This window comes from Serratia sp. CY81684 (genome assembly GCF_052166595.1).
GTDB classification, from domain to species: Bacteria; Pseudomonadota; Gammaproteobacteria; order Enterobacterales; family Enterobacteriaceae; genus Serratia; species Serratia nematodiphila.
Genome location: NZ_JBJNOO010000004.1, coordinates 191,331 through 212,265, shown reverse-complemented (window position 1 = coordinate 212,265; position 20,935 = coordinate 191,331). Strand labels below are relative to the sequence as shown.

Genomic DNA, 20,935 nt, shown 5'->3' with positions numbered 1-20,935 from the left:
AGAAACATCAATTTCACCTAATGATCGCTTCCTCGTATGATGCGCGTGTTGACCGATACGCGCCCACGTCCGGCGCCTTTTATCATTCGAGGAATCTCCCATGTTAGCCGTCTTCCTGCAGGGTTTTGCCCTGAGCGCCGCCATGATCCTGCCGCTGGGCCCGCAGAACGTATTCGTGATGAATCAGGGCATTCGCCGTCAGTACCATTTGATGATCGCCTCATTGTGCGCACTGAGCGATATCGTGCTGATCTGCGCCGGTATTTTCGGCGGCAGCGCGTTGCTGACCCGCTCGCCGCTGCTGCTGGCGCTGGTCACCTGGGGCGGTGTGGCGTTTCTGCTGTGGTACGGCTGGGGCGCGTTCCGTTCAGCCTTCAGTCCGCAACCGGCGCAGGCTGCGGCGCAAGAGCTGGCGCAGAGCCGCTGGCGCATCGTGGTCACCATGCTGGCGGTCACCTGGCTGAATCCGCACGTCTATCTGGACACTTTCGTGGTGCTCGGCAGCCTGGGCGGACAGCTGACGGCGGATGTGCGCTCCTGGTTCGCGCTTGGCGCGGTCAGCGCGTCGGCGGTGTGGTTCTTCGGCCTGGCGCTGCTGGCCTCCTGGTTGGCGCCGTGGCTGAACACGCAGCGAGCGCAGCGCATCATCAATGCGCTGGTCGGGCTGGTGATGTGGGGCATCGCGCTGCAGCTGGCCTGGCAGGGGGCAAATTTATAAGAATTTGTCACTAATCCGAATTCAAAACGCCGTGCGATATGCTACGTTTGATGCCAGGAATCCGGCGGTTCTCGCAGGGAAAAGCCGGCGATCAGAGACAGCCTGTCATTAAGGAGACACTGTGAAGCTAAAAGCATTGGCTATGGCCGCAATGGTCGGATTAGGGACGCTACCGATGGCGCTGCAGGCGGCTGAATTGCCTGAAGGGCCGCACGTCGTCACCTCCGGCACCGCCAGCGTGGACGCCACGCCGGATATCGCCACCCTGGCGATCGAGGTGAGCGTTTCCTCCAAAGACGCCGCCCAGGCGAAGAAGCAGGTAGACGAGCGCGTGGCGCAGTACTTTGATTTCCTGCAGAAAAACAACATCGAGAAGAAAGACATCAGCGCCGCCAACCTGCGCACTCAGCCGGAATACGACTACCTGAAAACCGGCGAGTCGGTGCTGAAGGGCTACCGGGCGGTGCGCCAGGTGCAGGTCACCCTGCGCCAGTTGGACAAGCTGAACGAGTTGCTGGACGGCGCGCTGAAATCCGGCCTGAACGAGATCCGCGCGGTGGAGCTGGGCGTCGCCAAACCGGACGTGTATCGCGAGCAGGCGCGGCAAAAAGCGATCGAGAACGCGACTCAGCAGGCGGAATCCCTGGCCAAAGGCTTCCACGCCAAGCTGGGGCCGGTGTACAGCATTCGCTACCGGGTCGCCAACTACCAGCCGATGCCGGTGGCGCGGATGTATAAGGCGGCCGGCGCGGCGGCGGAAAACGACGCGGCACAAACCTATGAACAGCAAAGCATTCACTTCGACGATCAGGTGGATGTGGTGTTTGAGCTGCAGCGTAACGCCGCGCAGTAAGGGTGTGGTATTGAAGAAAAGGTTCGCCGCGGCGAACCTTTTTTCGTTTTAATCCTGGCGCAATACCTGGTGACCGTGCTCCAGCAACGCGTCGGTCACTTTACGCATCATGCGGCTCTCCGGCGCGAAGCGGTGCCAGTACAGCATGCGGCGCTGGTACAGCCCCGGCGTCAGATCGATCAGTTCGCCGGATGCCAGCTCCTTTTCGATCTGCAGATGCGGGATCATGCAGCAGGTGGTGCCCTGACGCGCCAGCTGCACGAAGGCTTCCGATGAGTTCACGATGTGGCAGGGCACGCTGCCCGGCGACAGATCGAAGTTCTGCTGCAGGAATGCCTGGTGCATGTCGTCGAGATGGTCGAAGGCCACCGCCGGCGCTTTCAGCAGCGCGGAGCGGGTGACGCCGTTCGGGAAATAGCGCTCGGCGAAGCCGCTGGAGGCCACAAACAGGTAGTCCAGCGCCCCCAGCCGATCCACCAGGCAGCTCGGCAGCGGCTGCGGCTGAATACTCACTGCGCCCACCACTTCACCGCGGCGCAGCCGCTCCTGGGTGCGGGTTTCATCTTCCACCTGCAGATTCAGGCGAATGGGGGAGTCCGCCAGCACCGGCTTCAGCGCCGGCAGCAGCCAGGTCGCCAGACTGTCGGCGTTGACCGCCAGCGACAGCAGCAGCGGCGTATCGACGCCGGTGTCGTTGCCCAGCCACTCTTCTTCCAGCAGCTCCACCTGATGCAGCAGAGCCAGCAGCTTTTGCCCCTGTTCGGTCGGGCGCGGCGGCACGGTACGAACCAGCAGCGGTTGGCCGAACAGGTTTTCCAGCTGTTTGATGCGTTGGGATACCGCCGATTGCGTGATACAGAGTTTTTGCGCGGCGCGCTCGAAGCCGCGCTCACGGATCACCGCGTCCAGCGCTTGCAGCGTACGATAGTCTGGGCGTTTCATCGGAAAGATATCCCTTAAATTAGAATGATACCGGCACTATGCCACATTTTACGCATGGCGCAGGTGGAAAAATCACGCTCCCAGCTCGCCGCCAGGCGGGTAAAAATGCGGGCTGCGGTAAATAAGTGTGATCCTGCCGGCGTGAAAAACAGCGTTTTACCCTATAATACGCACACGTTTTCGTACAGAGGCAAGGGACATATTATGACGCAGGATGAACTGAAAAAAGCGGTGGGCTGGGCGGCGCTGGAATACGTGACGCCGGGCACCATCGTCGGGGTCGGCACCGGCTCTACCGCCGCCCACTTTATTGACGCGCTGGGCTCCATCAAGCACCAGATCGAAGGCGCGGTGTCCAGCTCCGATGCCTCCACCGCCAAGCTGAAAAGCCTCGGTATCCACGTGTTCGACAGCAACGAAGTGGACTCGCTCGATATCTACGTGGACGGCGCGGACGAAATCAACGGCCATATGCAGATGATCAAGGGCGGCGGCGCGGCGCTGACGCGCGAGAAGATCATTGCCGCCATCGCCAAGAAGTTTATCTGCATCGTCGACGCCAGCAAGCAGGTGGACGTGCTGGGCAAGTTCCCGCTGCCGGTGGAAGTGATCCCGATGGCTCGCTCTTACGTGGCGCGTGAGCTGGTGAAACTCGGCGGCCTGCCGGAGTATCGCCAGAACGTGGTGACCGACAACGGCAACGTGATCCTCGATGTGCATAACCTGAGCATTACCGACGCCGTGGCGCTGGAGAACAAGATCAACGGCATCGCCGGCGTGGTGACCGTGGGGCTGTTCGCCAACCGTGGCGCGGACGTGGCGCTGGTCGGCACCCCGGAAGGCGTGAAAGTGGTCAAATAAGCTTCTGCCGTTTGTGGCCCGGCGGTGCCGGGCCGCATAATTCTTCGGTTAAAATATCTTTTCTGAAAAACGGCAAATTTGGTGACTTATGTCACATTGTGAAAACTGACTCCCCAAAGCTTCTGCCGAAAACTTTCCCTATGGCATTTTCTGCCGTAAACCGCCATCAGCGCTGCGCCTTGTCCTGCCGGGCAGGCAATCGTTTGTATTGCCGCCCGCGTTATTTTTGTTATGTTGGATGGGAGCTGTGTCGTCACAGCCGCTTCTGAAGTCTGAACATAGGGTCGGGTAAATGGCAAAAGTATCATTGGAGAAAGACAGGATTAAATTCCTGTTGGTGGAAGGGGTTCATCAGAGCACGGTCGATAATTTGCGTGCCGCCGGTTATACCAACATCGAATACCACAAGGGTGCGTTAGACACCGAATCGTTGAAGGCATCCATCCGCGATGCACACTTCGTCGGCATCCGATCGCGTACGCATCTGACCGAAGAGGTGTTCGCCGCCGCAGAAAAACTGGTGGCGGTGGGCTGCTTCTGCATCGGCACCAACCAGGTTGATCTGAAAGCGGCGACCAAACGCGGTATTCCGGTCTTCAACGCCCCCTTCTCCAATACCCGATCCGTGGCCGAAATGGTGCTGGGCGAGCTGCTGTTGATGCTGCGCGGTATTCCGGCCGCCAACGCCAAGGCGCACCGCGGCGTGTGGCACAAACTGGCCGTGGGCTCCTATGAGGCGCGCGGCAAAAAGCTGGGCATCATCGGCTACGGCCATATCGGCACCCAACTGGGCATTCTGGCCGAAGGGCTGGGCATGAAGGTGTTCTTCTACGACATCGAGAACAAGCTGCCGCTGGGCAATGCGCAGCAGGTGCGCCATCTGTCCGATCTGCTCAATATGAGCGACGTGGTGACGCTGCACGTGCCGGAAACGCCATCGACCAAAAATATGATGGGGGCGGAAGAGCTGGCGCTGATGAAACCGGGCGCCATTCTGATCAACGCCTCGCGCGGCACCGTGGTGGATATTCCCGCGCTGTGCGACGCGCTGGCCAGCAATCACCTGGCGGGCGCGGCGATCGACGTCTTCCCGGAAGAGCCGGCGACCAACAGCGATCCGTTCAACTCGCCGCTGTGTGAGTTCGACAACGTGCTGCTGACGCCGCACATCGGCGGTTCCACTCAGGAAGCGCAGGAGAACATCGGCGACGAAGTGGCCGGCAAGCTGGCGAAATACTCCGACAACGGATCGACTCTGTCCGCCGTCAACTTCCCGGAAGTGTCGCTGCCGGCGCATGGCCCGAACGCCAGCCGCCTGCTGCACATCCACGAAAACCGTCCGGGCGTGCTGACGCAGATTAACCAGATCTTTGCCGAAGAGGGAGTTAACATCGCCGCACAGTATCTGCAAACCGGGCCGGAAATCGGCTATGTGGTGATCGACATCGAAGCGGAAACCGCGCGCGCCGACGCCGCGCTGCAGCGTATGAAGGCCATCGACGGCACCATCCGCGCCCGCCTGCTGTTCTGATTCGGCGGCATGCCGCAACGAAAAAGGCCGGAGCGATCCGGCCTTTTGCTATTTTGGCTCGTGCCACGCCCAGCTGCAGAGCGGGGTGAGGATTTCCGGCAGCGGGATATCCCAGTGTTCGGTCGGCAGATGCTCCACCTGCTGGCAATCATGGGCCAGGCCGATGGGATAGGGGCCGCCGCTGCGCCAGTTTTGCAGGGTGCGATCGTAAAAGCCGCCGCCCATGCCCAGACGCTGCCCGGTATGATCGAACGCCACCAGCGGTGTCAGCACCACCTCCAGTTCACCCAGCGGCAACACCTTGCGCACATCGAGGCGCGGTTCGAGAATATTGAAGCGATTGCGCACCAGCGGCGTTTCCGGCGCATAGCGCAGGAACAGCAGGTGGCCCGGGCTGAACGGATGCAGCACCGGCAGGTAAACCCGTTTGCCGAGCGTCCACAGCCGTTCGATCAGCGGCCCGGTATCGAGTTCGCCGTCAAACGACAAAAACACCGCGATGCTGTGCGCCGTCTGAATGCGTTCATGCGTGACGAGGCGTTCGGCTATCTTTTCTGCGGCAAAGCGTTGCTGGCCCGGCGTAAGCTCGCGCCGACGTTGGCGAATGAGTTGACGAATGGCTTGGCGCTGCTGCGCGAATTGGGGTTGAAAAGGCATCGTATCAGGCTTGCTCAGTGTGGCGTTCAGCACACATAAACCGCTGAGAAGGGGAATCTCCGAGATGCCGTCGCAGGCTGTAACCCTTGAACCCATGGTTCAAGGTGAACGTGCCGTCGCAATCTTAAGGCTTCTCGGCGCACCGAGCGTGCTCACCGATCGCGGAGCAACACATTCTGTTTGTACTAAATATCGGCTCAGGGGACTGGCCCACTGGCGAACATCTCAGAGAAATTTTGTACTCGTTGCCGAAACTTTAATTTCAACAACTTAAGTTATTCGAATTGTGCATCCTGACGTTCAGAGATGCGACCTTGTTCAAGCAGCGCTTGTTCAATGGTCTGCTGCAGCATCCGTATGCGTTGTTCCATATTGGACGCGTAGTCACGGGTTTTCAACCGTTCTTGAGCAAGTTCGTGACAGACGTTCAATGCCGCGATGAAAACCAGTTGCTCAGTATTGGAGACTCTAGTGCGAACTTTAAGATCTTGCAACCGTTGGTTAAGATCGTCCGCCGCCATATTCAACGCATCTTGTTGTTCTGGCGGGCAATTGACTCTTAACGAGCGGCCAAAAATTTGAATATCTACCGGTTGTGCAGACATGCCACCTTCCTGCCTAAATTTCGCGCCAGCCTTGTCCGCCCTGGCCGGGTCGTCAAAGCGGGCGCCACTATATATACCTCGGTACCAAGATACAACCCCTTTTTCAGTACCTGGTTGTAATCTACTGTGACGCACATTGCCAGTCAAAAAAGGGTTTCAAAATGCGTATTTACCGCACTTTCGTCACCCGCCGGCGCAGTGTGAAACCTGCCACATCGCGATTATAACTAGCCACTGAGGTGTCGCGCTTATCTGGTATAGCGACGGACCTTGGTGGTAGCATAACACGAACTTATCCTGCCAACGATGACGAATGCGCATGTCTATACAGAATACATTTCCAAGTTACCAATCTTTAACCGTGGCCCTCAACCAGCAGTCGGTGGCGTTGACCGCGGCAGAAATGCACGGCCTGATCAGCGGCCTGCTGTGTGGCGGCAGCCGTGACGCCGGCTGGCAGGCGCTGGTGCACGATCTGACCAACGAAGGCGTCGCCTTCCCACAGGCGCTCAGCCAACCGTTGCAGCAGCTGTATGAAGCGACGCGTGACACGCTGGAAGATGACGAATTCCTGTTCCAACTGATGCTGCCTGAAGGGGAGATCGTCAGCGTGTTCGATCGTGCCGACGCGCTGGCCGGTTGGGTCAACCACTTCCTGCTCGGTCTGGGCATGATGCAGCCGAAGCTGGCTCAGGTGAAAGACGAAGTCGGTGAAGCGATCGACGATCTGCGCAACATCGCGCAACTGGGCTACGACGAAGACGAAGATCAGGAAGAATTGGAACAGTCGTTGGAAGAAGTGGCGGAGTATGTGCGGGTCGCCGCCATCATGTGCCACGGCGAATTCACCCGTCACAAACCGACGGCGCCGGAAAATATCAAACCGACGCTGCACTAAACGTTCTATCGCCCCTCCGCCGGCGGTGCGGATGGCATGATTTCAGGAGAAGGTAATGACTCAGCAGGAATTCAACAACCGCCGCCAGGCGCTGTTGGCGAAAATGGCGCCGGCCAGCGCGGCGGTTATTTTCTCTGCGCCGGAAACGACGCGCAGTGCAGATTCAGACTATCCCTACCGGCAGAACAGCGATTTTTGGTACCTGACCGGCTTCAATGAGCCGGAAGCGGTGCTGGTGCTGATTAAAAGCGACGAAACGCACAACCACAGCGTGTTGTTCAACCGGGTGCGCGATTTGACGGCGGAAATCTGGTTTGGCCGCCGCCTGGGGCAAGACGCCGCACCGGCAAAGCTGGGCGTGGATCGCGCGCTGCCGTTCGATGAAATCAATGACCAACTGCACCTGCTGCTCAACGGCCTGGATGTGGTCTACCACGCGCAGGGCGAATACGCCTATGCCGATCAGATCCTGTTCGGCGCGTTGGACAAGCTGCGCAAGGGGTTCCGCCAGAATCTGCAGGCGCCTGCCACCGTGACCGACTGGCGGCCGTGGCTGCACGACATGCGCCTGTTCAAATCGCCGGAAGAGCTGGCGGTGATGCGCCGCGCCGGTGAGATCAGCGCGTTGGCGCATACCCGCGCGATGGAAAAATGCCGCCCGGGCATGTTCGAATATCAGCTGGAAGCGGAAATTCATCATGAGTTCACCCGCCTCGGCGCTCGCTACCCGTCTTACAACACCATCGTCGGCAGCGGCGAAAACGGCTGCATCCTGCACTACACCGAGAACGAGAGCCAGATGCGCGACGGCGATCTGGTGCTGATCGACGCCGGTTGCGAGTTCCAGGGGTATGCCGGCGACATCACCCGCACCTTCCCGGTCAACGGCAAGTTCAGCCGGCCGCAGCGCGCAGTGTACGATATCGTGCTGGCGTCGCTGCAGCGTGCGCTGGAGCTGTTTAAGCCCGGCACCAGCATCCGTGAAGTCAACGACGAAGTGGTACGCATCATGGTGGTCGGGCTGGTGGAGCTGGGTGTATTGAAAGGTGAAGTCGATCAATTGATCGCCGAGCAGGCTCACCGTCAGTTCTTTATGCACGGGTTGAGCCACTGGTTGGGTCTCGACGTGCACGACGTTGGCCACTATGGCACGCCGAGCCGCGATCGGCTGCTGGAGCCGGGCATGGTGCTGACCGTGGAACCGGGGTTGTATATCGCGCCGGATGCGGACGTGCCGGAGGAATACCGCGGCATCGGCATCCGCATTGAGGACGACATCGTGATCATCGCCGACGGCAATGAAAACCTGACCGCCACCGTGGTGAAAGACGCCGATGCCATCGAAGCGTTGATGGCGGCGGCAAGGTCATAGCATGAGCGTCATTATCGTTGGTGGCGGTATGGCGGGCGCGACGTTGGCGCTGGCCATTTCGTCGCTCACTCAGGGAAGAATGGCGGTGGATCTGGTCGAGGCGACCCGGCCGGACGACCGCAGCCATCCTGGCTTTGACGCCCGCGCCATCGCTTTGGCGCAGGGCACCTGCCAACAGCTGGCGCGCATCGGCGTTTGGCCGGCGCTGCGCGACTGCGCCACGCCGATCACTCAGGTGCACGTCAGCGATCGCGGTCACGCCGGTTTCGTTAATCTGCAGGCGCAGGATTATCAGGTCGATGCGCTCGGCCAGGTGATCGAACTGCACGACGCCGGGCAGCGGCTGTTCGCGCTGCTGGCGAAGGCGCCGGGCGTCACGCTGCACTGCCCCGCGCGGGTGGTGGACGTGATTCGCACCACGGAGCGGGCGGAAGTGCTGCTGGACAACGGCCAGCGTCTGCGCGGGCAGCTGCTGGTGGCGGCCGACGGCTCACGTTCGGCGCTGGCGCAGGCCTGCAACGTGCAGTGGCGGCAGGAGGACTATCCGCAGTTCGCCACCATCGCCAACGTCACCACGGCGGAAGATCCGCAGGGGCGAGCTTTCGAGCGCTTTACCCGTTATGGGCCGCTGGCGCTGTTGCCGATGTCACAGGGGCGCAGTTCGCTGGTGTGGTGCCATGCGCGTGAAGATCGCGCCCAGGTGGATGCCTGGGACGACGCGCGTTTTATCGCCGAGCTGCAACAGGCCTTCGGCTGGCGGCTGGGGCGCATCCTCAAGGCCGGTAAGCGGCACAGTTATCCACTTGGCCTGCTAACCGCCGATCGTCATGTCAGCCACCGGCTGGCGCTGGTGGGCAACGCGGCGCAGACGCTGCATCCGATCGCCGGGCAGGGGTTCAACCTTGGTCTGCGCGATGTGATGTCGCTGGCGGAAACGCTGGCGGAAGCGATGAACAGCGGCGAAGACGCCGGCGGTTATGCGCTGCTGAGCCGCTATCAGCAGCGGCGGCAAAACGATCAGCAGGCGACGATCGGCGTGACCGACGGATTGATTCGCCTGTTCGCCAACCGTTATGCCCCGCTGGTGGTCGGCCGCAACCTGGGGCTGATGGCGATGGAGCGTTTGCCGGCGGTGCGCGACGCCTTCGCCAAGCGCACATTGGGCTGGGTGGAACGTTAGACACAGAATCGGGCGCCCTGTGGCGCGCCCAAAAACGCGGCGTGGCAAGGCGTCGCGCGTTATTTAAGGAAATCGAGCAGCATGCAATCATTTGACGTGATTATCGCCGGTGGCGGTATGGTGGGGCTGGCGTTGGCCTGCGGCCTGCAGGGCAGCGGGCTGCGCGTGGCGGTGCTGGAGCAGCGCCAGCCGGATATGGCGCCGCCGTCGGAGCAGCCTGCGCTGCGCGTTTCCGCCATCAATGCCGCCAGCGAGCGTTTGCTGCAGCATATCGACGTGTGGGACGACATCCTCCAGCAGCGCGCCAGCGCCTACAACGCGATGGAAGTGTGGGATCGCGATAGCTTCGGTAAAATCGCCTTCCGCGGCGACGAGTGCGGTTTCAGCCATCTCGGCCACATCATCGAAAATTCGGTGATCCAGCAGGCGCTGTGGAAGCGCGCCGAAAGCCTGTCGGACATCACGCTGATTACCCCGGCCGCGCTCAAGCAGGTGGCGTGGGGCGAGAATGACGCCTTCATCACGCTGGAGGACGGCCGTATGCTGACCGCCCGGTTGGTGATTGGCGCCGACGGCGCCCAGTCGTGGCTGCGCCAGCATGCCGATATCCCGCTTACCTTCTGGGACTATCGCCACCACGCGTTGGTGGCCACCATCCGCACCGAAGAGCCGCATCAGGCCACGGCGCGGCAAATTTTCCACGGCGACGGCATTCTGGCGTTCCTGCCGTTCAGCGATCCGCATTTGAGCTCCATCGTCTGGTCGGTCGCGCCGGAAGACGCTGAGCGTCTCAAGCAGCTGGAGCCGGAACAATTCAACCGCGAACTGGCGATGGCCTTCGATATGCGTCTGGGCGCCTGCAGCCTGGAAAGCGAACGGCTGGCGTTCCCGCTGACCGGCCGCTATGCGCGCAGCTTCGCAGCGCACCGCCTGGCGCTGGTGGGCGATGCGGCGCATACCGTGCATCCGCTGGCCGGACAGGGCGTGAACCTGGGCTTTATGGACGCCGCCGAGCTGATTTCCGAACTGCGCCGCCTGCAGCGGCAGGGCAAGGATATTGGCCAGCACCTCTATCTGCGCCGCTATGAGCGCCGCCGCAAACACGGCGCGGCGGTGATGTTGGCCAGCATGCAGGGTTTCCGCGAACTGTTCGACGGCAACCACCCGGCCAAAAAGCTGCTGCGCGACGTGGGTCTGCGGCTGGCGGACAGCCTGCCTGGCGTCAAGCCTAAGCTGGTGCGTCAGGCGATGGGCCTGAACGATCTGCCCGAGTGGCTTGCCTGACACCTGCCTTCTGCGAGCCCGCAGCGGGCTCGCGCTTCTCGCCTTATGCCATCGCGTTTCCTTATATAACCCTTCATTTGAAATAATCTAATTTCAGCCGCTTTTTATCATTACTTTTTCTAATTCCATGTTCGGTTATCAAAAGTCCGGATCCTATGTGCGGCCATAGGTTTGTTATATAAGTTCGGCATTTTGCCGCTTTAATTGTTAATTTTGTGCCTTAAGGCGCATTTTTCCAGTGAAAAACTCTGCACACTAGCCCGGCATTTTACCTCCCCGGAACGGCGATGAGCCTATTTTAACTTATGGTTAATGTGGTCGTTCGGTGATAAGTTCGGGGGAAAGGTATCGTTTGCGTCACGGCGGTTGCACGCAGTTTTCGCCCGTCCCGGCGCAGCATTTGTGTTGAGCAGTCAGTGCGCCATGGCGATCGGGCCGCGAGCCAGGCTCCGCCGCATTGCGTGGCAGCACCCTAACTTCTAGCGACGAGTGGAAAGAGGGAAAAGATGGCAAAGCAAACCCCACTGTACGACCAGCACGTGGCGTGCGGTGCGCGCATGGTAGACTTTCACGGCTGGATGATGCCGCTGCACTACGGCTCGCAGCTCGATGAGCACCACGCGGTACGTCAGGATGCCGGCATGTTCGACGTGTCTCACATGACCATCGTGGATCTGCACGGCGCTCGCACCCGCGAGTTCCTGCGCTACCTGCTGGCGAACGACGTCGCCAAACTGACCCAACCCGGTAAAGCGCTGTACACCGGCATGCTGAATGCTTCCGGCGGCGTGATCGACGACCTGATCGTTTATTTCCTCACTGAAGACTATTTCCGCCTGGTGGTGAACTCCGCCACCCGCGATAAAGACCTGGCCTGGATCGAAGAGCACGCCGCACCGTATGGCGTCGCGCTGACGGTGCGCGACGATCTGGCGCTGATCGCGGTGCAGGGCCCGCAGGCCAAAGAGCGCGCCGGCACCCTGTTCACCCCGGAACAAAAAAGCGCGGTCGAAGGCATGAAGCCATTCTTCGGCGTGCAGGCCGGCGAGCTGTTCATCGCCACCACCGGTTACACCGGCGAGGCCGGCTATGAGATCGCGCTGCCGAAAGAGCAGGCGGCGGATTTCTGGCAAAAATTGCTGGCCGCGGGCGTCAAGCCGGCCGGTCTGGGCGCGCGCGACACCCTGCGCCTGGAAGCGGGCATGAACCTCTACGGGCAAGAGATGGATGAAGGCGTTTCGCCGCTGGCCGCCAACATGGGCTGGACCATCGCCTGGCAGCCGGAAGATCGCCGTTTCATCGGCCGCGAAGCGCTGGAACAACAGCGCGAGCAGGGCACCGAGCAACTGGTCGGCTTGATCATGACGGAAAAAGGCGTATTACGTAATGAGCTGCCGGTGCGTTTCACCGACGCGGCGGGGCAAACCCATGAAGGCGTGATCACCAGCGGTTCGTTCTCCCCGACGCTGGGCTTCAGCATCGCGCTGGCGCGCGTGCCGGCGGGTATCGGCGAGCAGGCCATCGTGCAGATCCGCAACCGCGAGATGCCGGTCAAAGTGACCAAGCCCGGTTTCGTTCGCGCCGGCAAGCCGCTGACAAATTGATTTTTTATTGATTGATTCTTTTATTTCTTCGAAGGAGTAACCGGCGATGAGCAATGTGCCAACAGAATTGAAATACGCATCCTCTCACGAGTGGGTTCGCGCAGAAGGTAACGGCGTTTACACCGTGGGCATCACCGAACACGCGCAGGAACTGCTGGGCGATATGGTGTTTGTCGATCTGCCGGAAGTGGGCCGCACAGTCGCCGCCGGTGAAGACTGCGCCGTGGCGGAATCCGTCAAGGCGGCGTCGGACATCTACGCGCCAATCAGCGGTGAAATCGTGGCGGTGAACGCCGAGCTGGAAAGCTCCCCGGAGCTGGTGAACAGCGAACCTTACGGTGACGGCTTCCTGTTCCAGATTAAAGCCTCCGACGAAGGCGAGCTGGCGAACCTGCTGGACGCAGCGGCTTATCAGGCCTCGATCGACGAGTAATCGTGCCCACGCCCCAGGCCTTTCGGCCGGGGCGTTTTAGTTACCGTTCAAGCTATATCCCGTATCACGCAAGCATTCAGGAATTTGTAGCAATGACTCAGACACTCAGCCAACTCGAACACAGCGAAGCGTTCATCGAACGCCACATCGGCTCTTCTGCGGAACAACGCCAGGAGTTGCTGGCAGCGGTGGGCGCTCGCTCGCTCAGCGCGCTGATCCAACAGATCGTGCCGGCGGACATTCAGCTGCCGGGGCCGCCGCCGGTTGGCGACGCGGCGACCGAACATCAGGCGTTGGCTGAGCTGAAGGCGATCGCCTCGCAGAATCAGCGCTACAAATCCTATATCGGCATGGGCTACAGCGCCGTGCTGACGCCGCCGGTGATCCTGCGCAACATGCTGGAAAACCCGGGCTGGTACACCGCTTACACCCCCTATCAGCCGGAAGTGTCGCAGGGCCGTCTGGAAGCGCTGCTGAACTTCCAGACCGTGACCCTCGATCTGACCGGCCTGGATCTGGCCTCCGCATCGCTGCTGGATGAAGCCACCGCCGCCGCTGAGGCGATGGCGTTGGCCAAACGCGCCAGCAAGCTGAAAGACGCCAACCGCTTCTTCGTGGCTGACGACGTGCATCCACAGACGCTGGACGTGGTGCGCACCCGCGCCGAAACCTTCGGCTTCGACGTCATCGTCGATAAAGCGGAAAAAGTGCTGGAGCTGGACGGCGTGTTCGGCGTGTTGCTGCAGCAGGTGGGCACCACCGGTGAACTGCACGACTACAGCGCGCTGCTGGCCGAACTGAAATCGCGCAAAATCATCACCAGCGTGGCTGCCGACATCATGGCCCTGGTGCTGCTGACCGCGCCGGGCAAGCAGGGCGCCGACGTGGTGTTCGGCTCCGCGCAACGCTTCGGCGTGCCGATGGGCTACGGCGGCCCGCACGCCGCCTTCTTCGCCTGCCGCGACGAGTTCAAACGCTCGATGCCGGGCCGCATCATCGGCGTTTCCCGCGATGCCGCCGGCAACACCGCGCTGCGCATGGCGATGCAGACCCGCGAGCAACATATCCGCCGCGAGAAGGCCAACTCGAATATCTGTACTTCGCAGGTGCTGCTGGCCAACATCGCCAGCCTGTATGCGGTGTATCACGGCCCGCAAGGGCTGCAGCGCATCGCCGGGCGCATCCATCGCCTGACCGACATCCTGGCCGCCGGGCTGCAGAAGGCCGGTCTGACGCTGCGCCACAACACCTGGTTCGACACCCTGACCGTTGAAGTGAAAGACAAGGCGGCGGTGCTGGAGCGCGCGCTGAGCTTCGGCATCAACCTGCGTACCGACATCCACGGCGCCGTGGGCATCACGCTGGATGAAGCCACCTCGCGTGAAGACGTGCAAACGCTGTTCGCACTGCTGGCGGGCGACAATCACGGTCTGGACATCGACGCGCTGGACGCGGCGGTGAGCAAAAACAGTCAATCGATCCCGGCCGCCATGCTGCGCCAGGATCCGATCCTGACCCACCCTGTATTCAACCGCTATCACAGCGAAACCGAGATGATGCGTTACATGCATCGCTTGGAGCGTAAGGATCTGGCGCTGAACCAGGCGATGATCCCGCTGGGCTCTTGCACCATGAAATTGAACGCCGCGGCGGAAATGATCCCGATCACCTGGCCTGAATTCTCCGAACTGCACCCGTTCTGCCCGCCGGAGCAGGCTGCCGGTTACCAGCAGATGATCGGCCAACTGTCTCAGTGGCTGGTGCAGCTGACCGGCTATGACGCGGTGTGCATGCAGCCGAACTCCGGCGCGCAGGGCGAATACGCCGGCCTGCTGGCGATCCGCCGCTACCACGAAAGCCGCAACGAAGCGGGCCGTCACGTCTGCCTGATCCCGAGTTCCGCGCACGGCACCAACCCGGCCTCTGCCCAAATGGCGGGCATGAGCGTGGTGGTGGTCGCCTGCGACAAGAACGGCAACATCGATCTGCACGATCTGCGCGTCAAGGCGGAGCAGGCAGGCGAAGAACTCTCTTGCATCATGGTGACCTACCCGTCGACTCACGGCGTGTATGAAGAAACCATCCGTGAAGTGTGCCAGATCGTGCATCAGTTCGGCGGTCAGGTGTATCTCGACGGCGCCAACATGAACGCCCAGGTGGGCATCACCACGCCAGGCTACATCGGCGCGGATGTTTCGCACCTCAACCTGCATAAAACCTTCTGCATCCCGCACGGCGGCGGCGGCCCGGGCATGGGCCCTATCGGCGTGAAAGCGCACCTGGCGCCGTTCGTACCGGGCCACAGCGTGGTGCAGATCGACGGCGTGACCACCCAGCAGGGCGCGGTCTCCGCGGCGCCGTTCGGCAGCGCCTCCATCCTGCCTATCAGTTGGATGTACATCCGCATGATGGGCGCGGAGGGCCTGAAGCAGGCCAGCCAGATGGCGATCCTGAACGCCAACTACATCGCTACCCGTCTGAAAGACGCTTACCCGATTCTGTATACCGGCCGCGATCACCGCGTGGCGCACGAATGCATCCTCGACATTCGTCCGCTGAAGGAAGAGACCGGCATCAGCGAAATGGACATCGCCAAGCGCCTGATTGACTTCGGCTTCCACGCGCCGACCATGTCGTTCCCGGTGGCGGGCACGCTGATGGTCGAGCCGACCGAGTCGGAAAGCAAGGTGGAGCTGGATCGCTTTATCGATGCGATGCTGGCGATCCGCAGCGAAATCGACCGCGTCGCCAAAGGCGAATGGCCGCTGGAAGACAACCCGCTGGTGAATGCGCCGCACGTGCAGGCGGAGCTGGTCAACGACTGGCAGCACCCGTACAGCCGCGAGCTGGCGGTGTTCCCGGTGGCCGGCGTACGCGAGAACAAGTACTGGCCGAGCGTTAAGCGTCTGGACGACGTGTACGGCGACCGTAACCTGTTCTGCTCTTGCGTGCCGATGAGCGATTACGAATAACACGTTCGGCAAAGTTTGTGTTTGGGGGACACCGCATGATGCGGTGTCCCTTTTTATTTTATCGCGGCCTATTCTTTCCGGTACGTTCCCACGATTTGAGGAGTCATCATGCAAGCGGCAATCGTAACAGCGCTGGGGCAACCCCCGGTTTTCGGCACCTTTGAGGAGCCTCAGGCGCAGGCGAATGAAGTGCCGATCGACGTTCTGGCGGCCGGCATCAAGCAGCTGGATCGCGCCACCGTCGCCGGCACTCATTATTCCAGCCCGAAGCAATTGCCGATCGTGCCCGGCACCGACGGCGTGGGCCGTACGGCGGACGGGCAACGGGTGTACTTCGCCTCTTTCCGTCGCCCTTACGGCGCGATGGCCGAGCGCAGCGTCGCGTCCTGGACGGTGCCGGTGCCGGAGACGGTGGACGACGCCACGGCGGCGGCGCTGATCAATCCGGCCTTCGCCGCCTGGCTGCCGCTGCGCTGGCGGGCGGATCTGCAGCCCGGAGAAACGGTGCTGATCATTGGCGCCACCGGCACCTCCGGCAAGCTGGCGGTCGCGGCGGCGCGTCAGGCGGGGGCCGGACGCATTGTTGCCGCCGGTCGGCGCCTGAGCGTGCTGGAGGCATTGGGTGTAGACGCCACGGTGGATCTGAGCCTGCAGGGCGAGGCGCTGACGCAGGCCTTCGCGGCGGCGGCGGGGCCGGGTGGTTATCAGGTGATTGTCGATTACATTTGGGGCCCGGCGACCGAAGCGCTGCTGGCGACGCTCAATAATCACGATCTCTCGTCTTACGCCGGGGGGCGCGGCATTCGCTTGGTCAACGTCGGCTCGATGGCCGCGCCGGACATCCGGCTGCCGGCGGCGGTGCTGCGCAGCAATCAGCTGCAGATCCTCGGCAGCGGCACCGGCAACTTCCCGCCGATCCCGGAGATGCAGCGCTACGCGACCGAGATTTTGGCGCTGGCGGCGACGGGAGCGCTCACCGTCGAGACGCAGGAACACGCGCTGGCGGATATCAACGAGGTGTGGGATCTGAACAAGAAAAGCGACGTGCGTTCGGTGATACGCATCGCCCGTTAGGCCCCGGCCGCTAGCGGCAGAGGCAGACCAGGTGAATGTCCTCCGGCTCACGGGCGAACAATTCGGTATCCGGCTGTTCGATGAGCCGGCAACCCTGCGCCAGATAGAAGTCTACGGTGCTTTTGTTGGGAATGGAGGAGACGTACAGCCCGGCGGCGCCTTCTTGCGCCGCCTGCCGCAGGCAGAGCTGGAACAGCTGCTTGCCTAACCCCTGGCCGCGTTGGTGCGCGCTGACGTAAAAGAACAGCAATTGGCGCAGATCTTGCCGCGGGCCGCGCGGTTCGGTGTCCAGCGCCGCCGCCGCCACGATCTCCTCGCCTTCGAACAGCGCGAAGAACGCGCCGCCGCGATCGAAGCACGCTTCATGGATCGGCGTATAGGTTTCCCGATCGTGCGGATCCCAGCCGCGCACATCGTAGTAGTCCGGGTAGGGGTGCAGCTTGCCGTCCTGCAGGCGATACAGGGTGTCGATAATTTCGCTGCGGTCGATATCCCACAGCCGGTCGAGTTGCTGCCGTTGCAGCAGTACAGGGGCGATCATGCTCGTGGTTCACTCTCAGTCTGTGGCCGGTAACTTTCCGGCAAATCGATGATAAAGCCGATGCCGCGATCGTCGAGGCCTTCGGTGACGCGCAGCTGCGCGCCGATTTTGTCGGCCAGGTTGCGGGCGATGGCCAATCCCAGCCCGCTGCCGGTCTGCTGCGTGCCGGGCACGCGGTAAAAGCGCTCAAACAGGCGCGGAAGGTGCTCTTCGCTCACCCCGGGGCCGTTGTCGCGCAACGTAATATAGCAGCCGAGTGGCGCCAGCGAGCGGATATTGGCTTCGATGCGGCTGCCGGGCGGCGCATACTTGAGCGCATTGTCCAGCAGGTTGGTGAAGATGGCGATCAGCGCATGGCGGTCGGTACTCACCACCACCTCCTCGCTGCCGTCGAGCGACAGTTCGACATCTTTTTCCAGCGCATAGGGGACGTGCTGCGCGATGCATTTTCCAATTTCGGCGTAGATATCCACCGCCTCAATCTTCAGCGGAAAATCTTCCGCCTCCAGCTTGGCCAGGTTGATCAGCTGGCGTGACAGCGACGCCGCCCGATCCAGTCCTTGCTGCATGTCGCCGATGATTTCCCGGCGCTCCTGCTGCTCGCTGACCTGGGTCAGCAAATGCAGCTGCGCCAGCACGGCGGCGATCGGCGTGCGCAGCTCATGCGCGGCGTCGGCCATAAATCGTTTCTCGCGCTGATTGGCGGCGTCGATGCGCGCCATCAGTTTGTTAACCTCCATCACCACCGGCCGGATTTCCTGATACTGCTCGCTGACGTTGATCGGCGACAGATTGCCGGGCTGACGATCGGAAATGGTGCGGGCGATCTGGCGCAGCGGCCGCAGGCTGAAATAGGCGGTAAACAGCAAGGTGATGATGATGGCCGCCAGAATGCCCAGTAGCGGCATGGCGGTGCTCTCCGCCGGGTTGCCGAACAGCGTGGTGCGATCGTTGAACGATTCGCCGACGATCACCCGGTACTGGCGATCCTCGCTCCAGCTGCCGGCGAGATGCCAGTTGGCGCCGGCGTAATTGACCGAGCCGGACAGCACCGAAGGCGGCAGGCGCAGCGGCTCTCCCTGCGTTTGCGAACTGTAAAGCACCCGGTTGTCTCGATCGTAAACCACAAACAGCGGGTGATAGTCGATTTCATCCTGCATGCCGTTATTGATGGAATCAATGTACATGCCTTCAATGGTCTTGATGATGCCGCGGTAATCGATATGGTCAGTGCCGGTTTCGTCGAGAATATTGGCGATGCCTGCAGCGACGATGCGTTGCTGGTTATCGAAATATTTCTCCATGTCGGGGTAATACCAATATTTCACCCAGGCGACGAGGAGCCCCCACAATAATAAAATGGCCAGCACCTGGAAAATAATGGTGCGCATAAAGAAGGATTTGAAACCGATCATTTCGCTACTCTTTCTTCAGCAAATAACCAATGCCGCGTACGGTAATAATTCTTTCTTTACCGATCTTGCGCCGTAAATTATGCATGTGCACTTCCAGCGAGTTGCTTTCCACGCTGTCGCCGTGGCCGAACAGCCGCTGTTCCAACACCGCTTTGCGCACCACGGTGCCGGCGCAGCGCATCAGTTCGTGCAGCAGGTGATACTCTTTTTTCGACAGCATCAGCAGTTCGTTATCCAGCATGACCTGATGGTTGACCGGATCGAGATACAGCGCGCCGAGGCTCCAGGTTTGTGACGCGAAGCCCGCCATGCGCCGGTTGACCGCCTTGACGCGCGAGATGAGTTCGGGCAGCGCAAAGGGTTTGGCCAGAAAGTCGTCCGCGCCGGAATCCAGGCTGTTCACCAGGCTTTCAATGCGGTCGCGGGCGGTCAGGATGATGATCGGGATATTTTGCCCGGCGGCGCGCCAGGCGATCAGCCTCTGCAAACCGTCACCGTCCGGCAGCGTGAGATCCAGCAGCATCAAATCGAACCCGCTGGATGAAAGTTTATTTTCCGCGTCGACGAGCAGGCGCACCCAGCACAAATTAAAGCCGGCCAGCTCCAATGCTCGGCACAGCGCCTTGCCTAATTGCAGGTCGTCTTCCACCAACAGTATGTTCACGTTATTTCCGCTGAGATCCTTGAGTCGCGCTTATCTAACTATAACGCTGACGGGAAGACAACGGGGAAACCTGCGCTGCCTGCACGTTCTTAAGCAAACCTTAATCTGGCTTTAATCTCGCGTTAAGGGAACGAGGGGGGATTTCAGTTATTTTGCTGCCATTCGAAATCATGGCTGAGGGAGCGAAACATGCAGACTGACGGTTCCCCGCTCGCGGGCGCCTCGCGGCGGCTGATGTATTCAGGCGTGGCGATGCTGCTCGTGCTGTTGATGCTGTCGTTTCGCGGCGATGTGCACAGCCCTGCTCACAAAGGCCTGCATGCTTCCGGTTTGCAGCGGGGCCATCAGGTGGCGGTAACGGACGCCTCCGGCTGCGCGAAATATCGGATTAAAAAGCTGCTGCGCCGCCTGGCTCAGCTCTGAAGCGTTTTCTAGAGCGCCGCTCTATACTCTGACTGGCAAACGGGGAGCCTGTGCGCAGGCCGTTATTTTTATATCGCCAACCAGAGAAAAAATACGATGACGAAAGTGGCATTGGTGACTGGCGCAAGCCGGGGAATTGGCCGCGCGACCGCTTTGCTGCTGGCCCGGCAGGGCTATGCGGTGGGCGTGAATTACCTGCGTGACGAAAGTGCGGCGCGGCAGGTGGTGGCGGAGATTGAGACGCAGGGCGGTAAGGCGCTGGCATTGCAGGCTGACGTGGCCGACGAAGCGCAGGTGATGGCGATGTTCGGCGCACTGGATGCCGGGCTGGGCACGCTCAGCGCGCTGGTCAACAACGCCGGCATTCTGTTCCAGCAGGCGAACATTGAACAGTTGACCGCCGAGCGCATCAATCAGGTGCTCGGCACCAACGTTACCGGTTACTTCCTGTGTTGCCGCGAGGCGGTGAAGCGCATGGCGCTGCGCTATGGCGGGCGGGGCGGTGCCATCGTCAACGTTTCCTCCGCGGCGTCCCGACTGGGGGCGGCGGGAGAGTACGTCGACTATGCCGCCTCGAAAGGCGCCGTCGATACGCTGACCATCGGGTTATCGCGGGAAGTGGCGGCGCAGGGCATTCGCGTCAACGGCGTGCGGCCCGGATTCATCTATACCGAGATGCACGCCAGCGGCGGCGAGCCTGGCCGGGTGGATCGCGTGAAGGACAGTTTGCCGATGCAGCGCGGCGGCCAGCCGCAGGAAGTGGCGGAGGCGATCGCCTGGTTGCTGTCTGACGCCGCGTCTTACGTGACCGGCACCTTTATCGAGGCCGCAGGCGGGCGTTGAACGCATCCGTAGGGTTTTGACATCCCTCCGGATGTGAGGTATTTTGATTAAATAACAATCAAAAT

The 20,935-nt window shown here is 61.2% G+C and carries 20 protein-coding genes and 1 other RNA gene; 14 read left to right on the top strand and 7 right to left on the bottom strand.

Features of this window, described 5'->3' with window-relative positions; all coding sequences use genetic code 11:
- Positions 1–100 precede the first annotated feature (100 nt).
- Both argO and ACJ8QF_RS16025 read left to right on the top strand, forming a co-directional pair.
- Positions 101–718: an arginine exporter ArgO gene (gene argO / locus ACJ8QF_RS16030; protein WP_004931603.1), complete on the top strand. Its 618-nt coding sequence runs from the start codon at positions 101–103 to the stop codon at positions 716–718.
- A gap of 121 nt (positions 719–839) precedes the next feature.
- Entirely contained in the window at positions 840–1,571 is a 732-nt protein-coding gene (locus ACJ8QF_RS16025; protein WP_031300626.1) for an oxidative stress defense protein, read from the top strand.
- 48 nt (positions 1,572–1,619) lie between these two features.
- On the opposite strand, the gene ACJ8QF_RS16020 is transcribed toward ACJ8QF_RS16025, so the two are convergent.
- Positions 1,620–2,513: a LysR family transcriptional regulator ArgP gene (locus tag ACJ8QF_RS16020; protein ID WP_004931613.1), complete on the bottom strand. Its 894-nt coding sequence runs from the start codon at positions 2,511–2,513 to the stop codon at positions 1,620–1,622.
- Positions 2,514–2,717: 204 nt separating this feature from the next.
- On the opposite strand from ACJ8QF_RS16020, the gene rpiA reads away from it, so the two are divergent.
- On the top strand, positions 2,718–3,374 hold the full coding sequence (gene rpiA, locus ACJ8QF_RS16015; RefSeq protein WP_004931614.1) for a ribose-5-phosphate isomerase RpiA: 657 nt from the start codon (positions 2,718–2,720) through the stop codon (positions 3,372–3,374).
- 292 nt (positions 3,375–3,666) lie between these two features.
- A complete protein-coding gene (serA, locus tag ACJ8QF_RS16010; RefSeq protein WP_004931617.1) occupies positions 3,667–4,905 on the top strand; it encodes a phosphoglycerate dehydrogenase in 1,239 nt (412 codons plus the stop codon).
- A gap of 48 nt (positions 4,906–4,953) precedes the next feature.
- Here the strand turns inward: serA and ACJ8QF_RS16005 are convergent, their stop codons facing one another.
- The 3 genes from ACJ8QF_RS16005 to zapA all read right to left on the bottom strand — a co-directional run bounded on the left by ACJ8QF_RS16005 (position 4,954) and on the right by zapA (position 6,167).
- Positions 4,954–5,562, bottom strand: a complete 609-nt coding sequence (locus ACJ8QF_RS16005) for a 5-formyltetrahydrofolate cyclo-ligase (protein WP_197753832.1) — start codon at positions 5,560–5,562, stop codon at positions 4,954–4,956.
- A gap of 52 nt (positions 5,563–5,614) precedes the next feature.
- A non-coding RNA gene (gene ssrS, locus ACJ8QF_RS16000) (6S RNA) lies at positions 5,615–5,797 on the bottom strand.
- Positions 5,798–5,837: 40 nt separating this feature from the next.
- On the bottom strand, positions 5,838–6,167 hold the full coding sequence (gene zapA / locus ACJ8QF_RS15995; protein ID WP_004931621.1) for a cell division protein ZapA: 330 nt from the start codon (positions 6,165–6,167) through the stop codon (positions 5,838–5,840).
- Between the two features lie 319 nt (positions 6,168–6,486).
- On the opposite strand from zapA, the gene ACJ8QF_RS15990 reads away from it, so the two are divergent.
- The 8 genes from ACJ8QF_RS15990 (at position 6,487) to ACJ8QF_RS15955 (ending at position 16,984) form a co-directional block, all read left to right on the top strand.
- A complete protein-coding gene (locus tag ACJ8QF_RS15990) occupies positions 6,487–7,065 on the top strand; it encodes a YecA/YgfB family protein (RefSeq protein WP_004931622.1) in 579 nt (192 codons plus the stop codon).
- Positions 7,066–7,120: 55 nt separating this feature from the next.
- Positions 7,121–8,437 carry a Xaa-Pro aminopeptidase gene (gene pepP / locus ACJ8QF_RS15985; protein WP_265261360.1) on the top strand — a complete coding sequence of 439 codons (1,317 nt, stop codon included), beginning with the start codon at positions 7,121–7,123 and terminating at the stop codon, positions 8,435–8,437.
- A 1-nt stretch (position 8,438) separates the two neighbouring features.
- Positions 8,439–9,617: a 2-octaprenyl-6-methoxyphenyl hydroxylase gene (ubiH, locus tag ACJ8QF_RS15980; protein ID WP_265261361.1), complete on the top strand. Its 1,179-nt coding sequence runs from the start codon at positions 8,439–8,441 to the stop codon at positions 9,615–9,617.
- Positions 9,618–9,698: 81 nt separating this feature from the next.
- Positions 9,699–10,901, top strand: a complete 1,203-nt coding sequence (ubiI, locus tag ACJ8QF_RS15975) for an FAD-dependent 2-octaprenylphenol hydroxylase (RefSeq protein ID WP_265261362.1) — start codon at positions 9,699–9,701, stop codon at positions 10,899–10,901.
- Between the two features lie 506 nt (positions 10,902–11,407).
- Entirely contained in the window at positions 11,408–12,505 is a 1,098-nt protein-coding gene (gene gcvT / locus ACJ8QF_RS15970) for a glycine cleavage system aminomethyltransferase GcvT (protein WP_004931631.1), read from the top strand.
- A 46-nt stretch (positions 12,506–12,551) separates the two neighbouring features.
- On the top strand, positions 12,552–12,938 hold the full coding sequence (gene gcvH / locus ACJ8QF_RS15965; protein ID WP_004931633.1) for a glycine cleavage system protein GcvH: 387 nt from the start codon (positions 12,552–12,554) through the stop codon (positions 12,936–12,938).
- 92 nt (positions 12,939–13,030) lie between these two features.
- Positions 13,031–15,910 carry an aminomethyl-transferring glycine dehydrogenase gene (gcvP, locus tag ACJ8QF_RS15960; protein ID WP_004931634.1) on the top strand — a complete coding sequence of 960 codons (2,880 nt, stop codon included), beginning with the start codon at positions 13,031–13,033 and terminating at the stop codon, positions 15,908–15,910.
- Between the two features lie 108 nt (positions 15,911–16,018).
- The gene (locus ACJ8QF_RS15955) at positions 16,019–16,984 is read left to right on the top strand and encodes a quinone oxidoreductase family protein (RefSeq protein WP_049186819.1); all 966 of its coding nucleotides are present in this window, start codon (positions 16,019–16,021) and stop codon (positions 16,982–16,984) included.
- Positions 16,985–16,994: 10 nt separating this feature from the next.
- On the opposite strand, the gene ACJ8QF_RS15950 is transcribed toward ACJ8QF_RS15955, so the two are convergent.
- Genes ACJ8QF_RS15950 through ACJ8QF_RS15940 form a run of 3 tightly spaced genes read right to left on the bottom strand, consistent with a single transcriptional unit; the run spans position 16,995 to position 19,604 of the window.
- Positions 16,995–17,522 (bottom strand): GNAT family N-acetyltransferase, encoded by a 528-nt coding sequence (locus tag ACJ8QF_RS15950; protein ID WP_031300620.1) that lies wholly within the window; start codon positions 17,520–17,522, stop codon positions 16,995–16,997.
- Positions 17,522–18,940 (bottom strand): ATP-binding protein, encoded by a 1,419-nt coding sequence (locus ACJ8QF_RS15945; RefSeq protein WP_440484576.1) that lies wholly within the window; start codon positions 18,938–18,940, stop codon positions 17,522–17,524. Before ACJ8QF_RS15945 ends, ACJ8QF_RS15950 begins: the two co-directional genes overlap by 1 nt.
- 4 nt (positions 18,941–18,944) lie before the next feature.
- A complete protein-coding gene (locus ACJ8QF_RS15940) occupies positions 18,945–19,604 on the bottom strand; it encodes a response regulator (RefSeq protein ID WP_250602253.1) in 660 nt (219 codons plus the stop codon).
- Positions 19,605–19,793: 189 nt separating this feature from the next.
- Here ACJ8QF_RS15940 and ACJ8QF_RS15935 point away from each other — a divergent pair, with 189 nt between their 5' ends.
- Positions 19,794–20,027 carry a hypothetical protein gene (locus tag ACJ8QF_RS15935; RefSeq protein ID WP_004931645.1) on the top strand — a complete coding sequence of 78 codons (234 nt, stop codon included), beginning with the start codon at positions 19,794–19,796 and terminating at the stop codon, positions 20,025–20,027.
- A gap of 96 nt (positions 20,028–20,123) precedes the next feature.
- Complete coding sequence (locus ACJ8QF_RS15930; RefSeq protein WP_031300616.1) at positions 20,124–20,870, top strand: SDR family oxidoreductase; 747 nt, start codon at positions 20,124–20,126, stop codon at positions 20,868–20,870.
- Positions 20,871–20,935 lie beyond the last annotated feature (65 nt).

Bases quoted from the DNA above. Each gene is read 5' to 3' on its own strand.
- argO (WP_004931603.1), top strand. From the start codon at position 101: ATGTTAGCCGTCTTCCTGCAGGGTTTTGCCCTGAGCGCCGCCATGATC.
- ACJ8QF_RS16020 (WP_004931613.1), bottom strand. From the start codon at position 2,513: ATGAAACGCCCAGACTATCGTACGCTGCAAGCGCTGGACGCGGTGATC.
- rpiA (WP_004931614.1), top strand. From the start codon at position 2,718: ATGACGCAGGATGAACTGAAAAAAGCGGTGGGCTGGGCGGCGCTGGAA.
- serA (WP_004931617.1), top strand. From the start codon at position 3,667: ATGGCAAAAGTATCATTGGAGAAAGACAGGATTAAATTCCTGTTGGTG.
- ACJ8QF_RS16005 (WP_197753832.1), bottom strand. From the start codon at position 5,562: ATGCCTTTTCAACCCCAATTCGCGCAGCAGCGCCAAGCCATTCGTCAA.
- zapA (WP_004931621.1), bottom strand. From the start codon at position 6,167: ATGTCTGCACAACCGGTAGATATTCAAATTTTTGGCCGCTCGTTAAGA.
- ACJ8QF_RS15990 (WP_004931622.1), top strand. From the start codon at position 6,487: ATGTCTATACAGAATACATTTCCAAGTTACCAATCTTTAACCGTGGCC.
- pepP (WP_265261360.1), top strand. From the start codon at position 7,121: ATGACTCAGCAGGAATTCAACAACCGCCGCCAGGCGCTGTTGGCGAAA.
- ubiH (WP_265261361.1), top strand. From the start codon at position 8,439: ATGAGCGTCATTATCGTTGGTGGCGGTATGGCGGGCGCGACGTTGGCG.
- ubiI (WP_265261362.1), top strand. From the start codon at position 9,699: ATGCAATCATTTGACGTGATTATCGCCGGTGGCGGTATGGTGGGGCTG.
- gcvT (WP_004931631.1), top strand. From the start codon at position 11,408: ATGGCAAAGCAAACCCCACTGTACGACCAGCACGTGGCGTGCGGTGCG.
- gcvH (WP_004931633.1), top strand. From the start codon at position 12,552: ATGAGCAATGTGCCAACAGAATTGAAATACGCATCCTCTCACGAGTGG.
- gcvP (WP_004931634.1), top strand. From the start codon at position 13,031: ATGACTCAGACACTCAGCCAACTCGAACACAGCGAAGCGTTCATCGAA.
- ACJ8QF_RS15955 (WP_049186819.1), top strand. From the start codon at position 16,019: ATGCAAGCGGCAATCGTAACAGCGCTGGGGCAACCCCCGGTTTTCGGC.
- ACJ8QF_RS15945 (WP_440484576.1), bottom strand. From the start codon at position 18,940: ATGATCGGTTTCAAATCCTTCTTTATGCGCACCATTATTTTCCAGGTG.
- ACJ8QF_RS15935 (WP_004931645.1), top strand. From the start codon at position 19,794: ATGCAGACTGACGGTTCCCCGCTCGCGGGCGCCTCGCGGCGGCTGATG.
- ACJ8QF_RS15930 (WP_031300616.1), top strand. From the start codon at position 20,124: ATGACGAAAGTGGCATTGGTGACTGGCGCAAGCCGGGGAATTGGCCGC.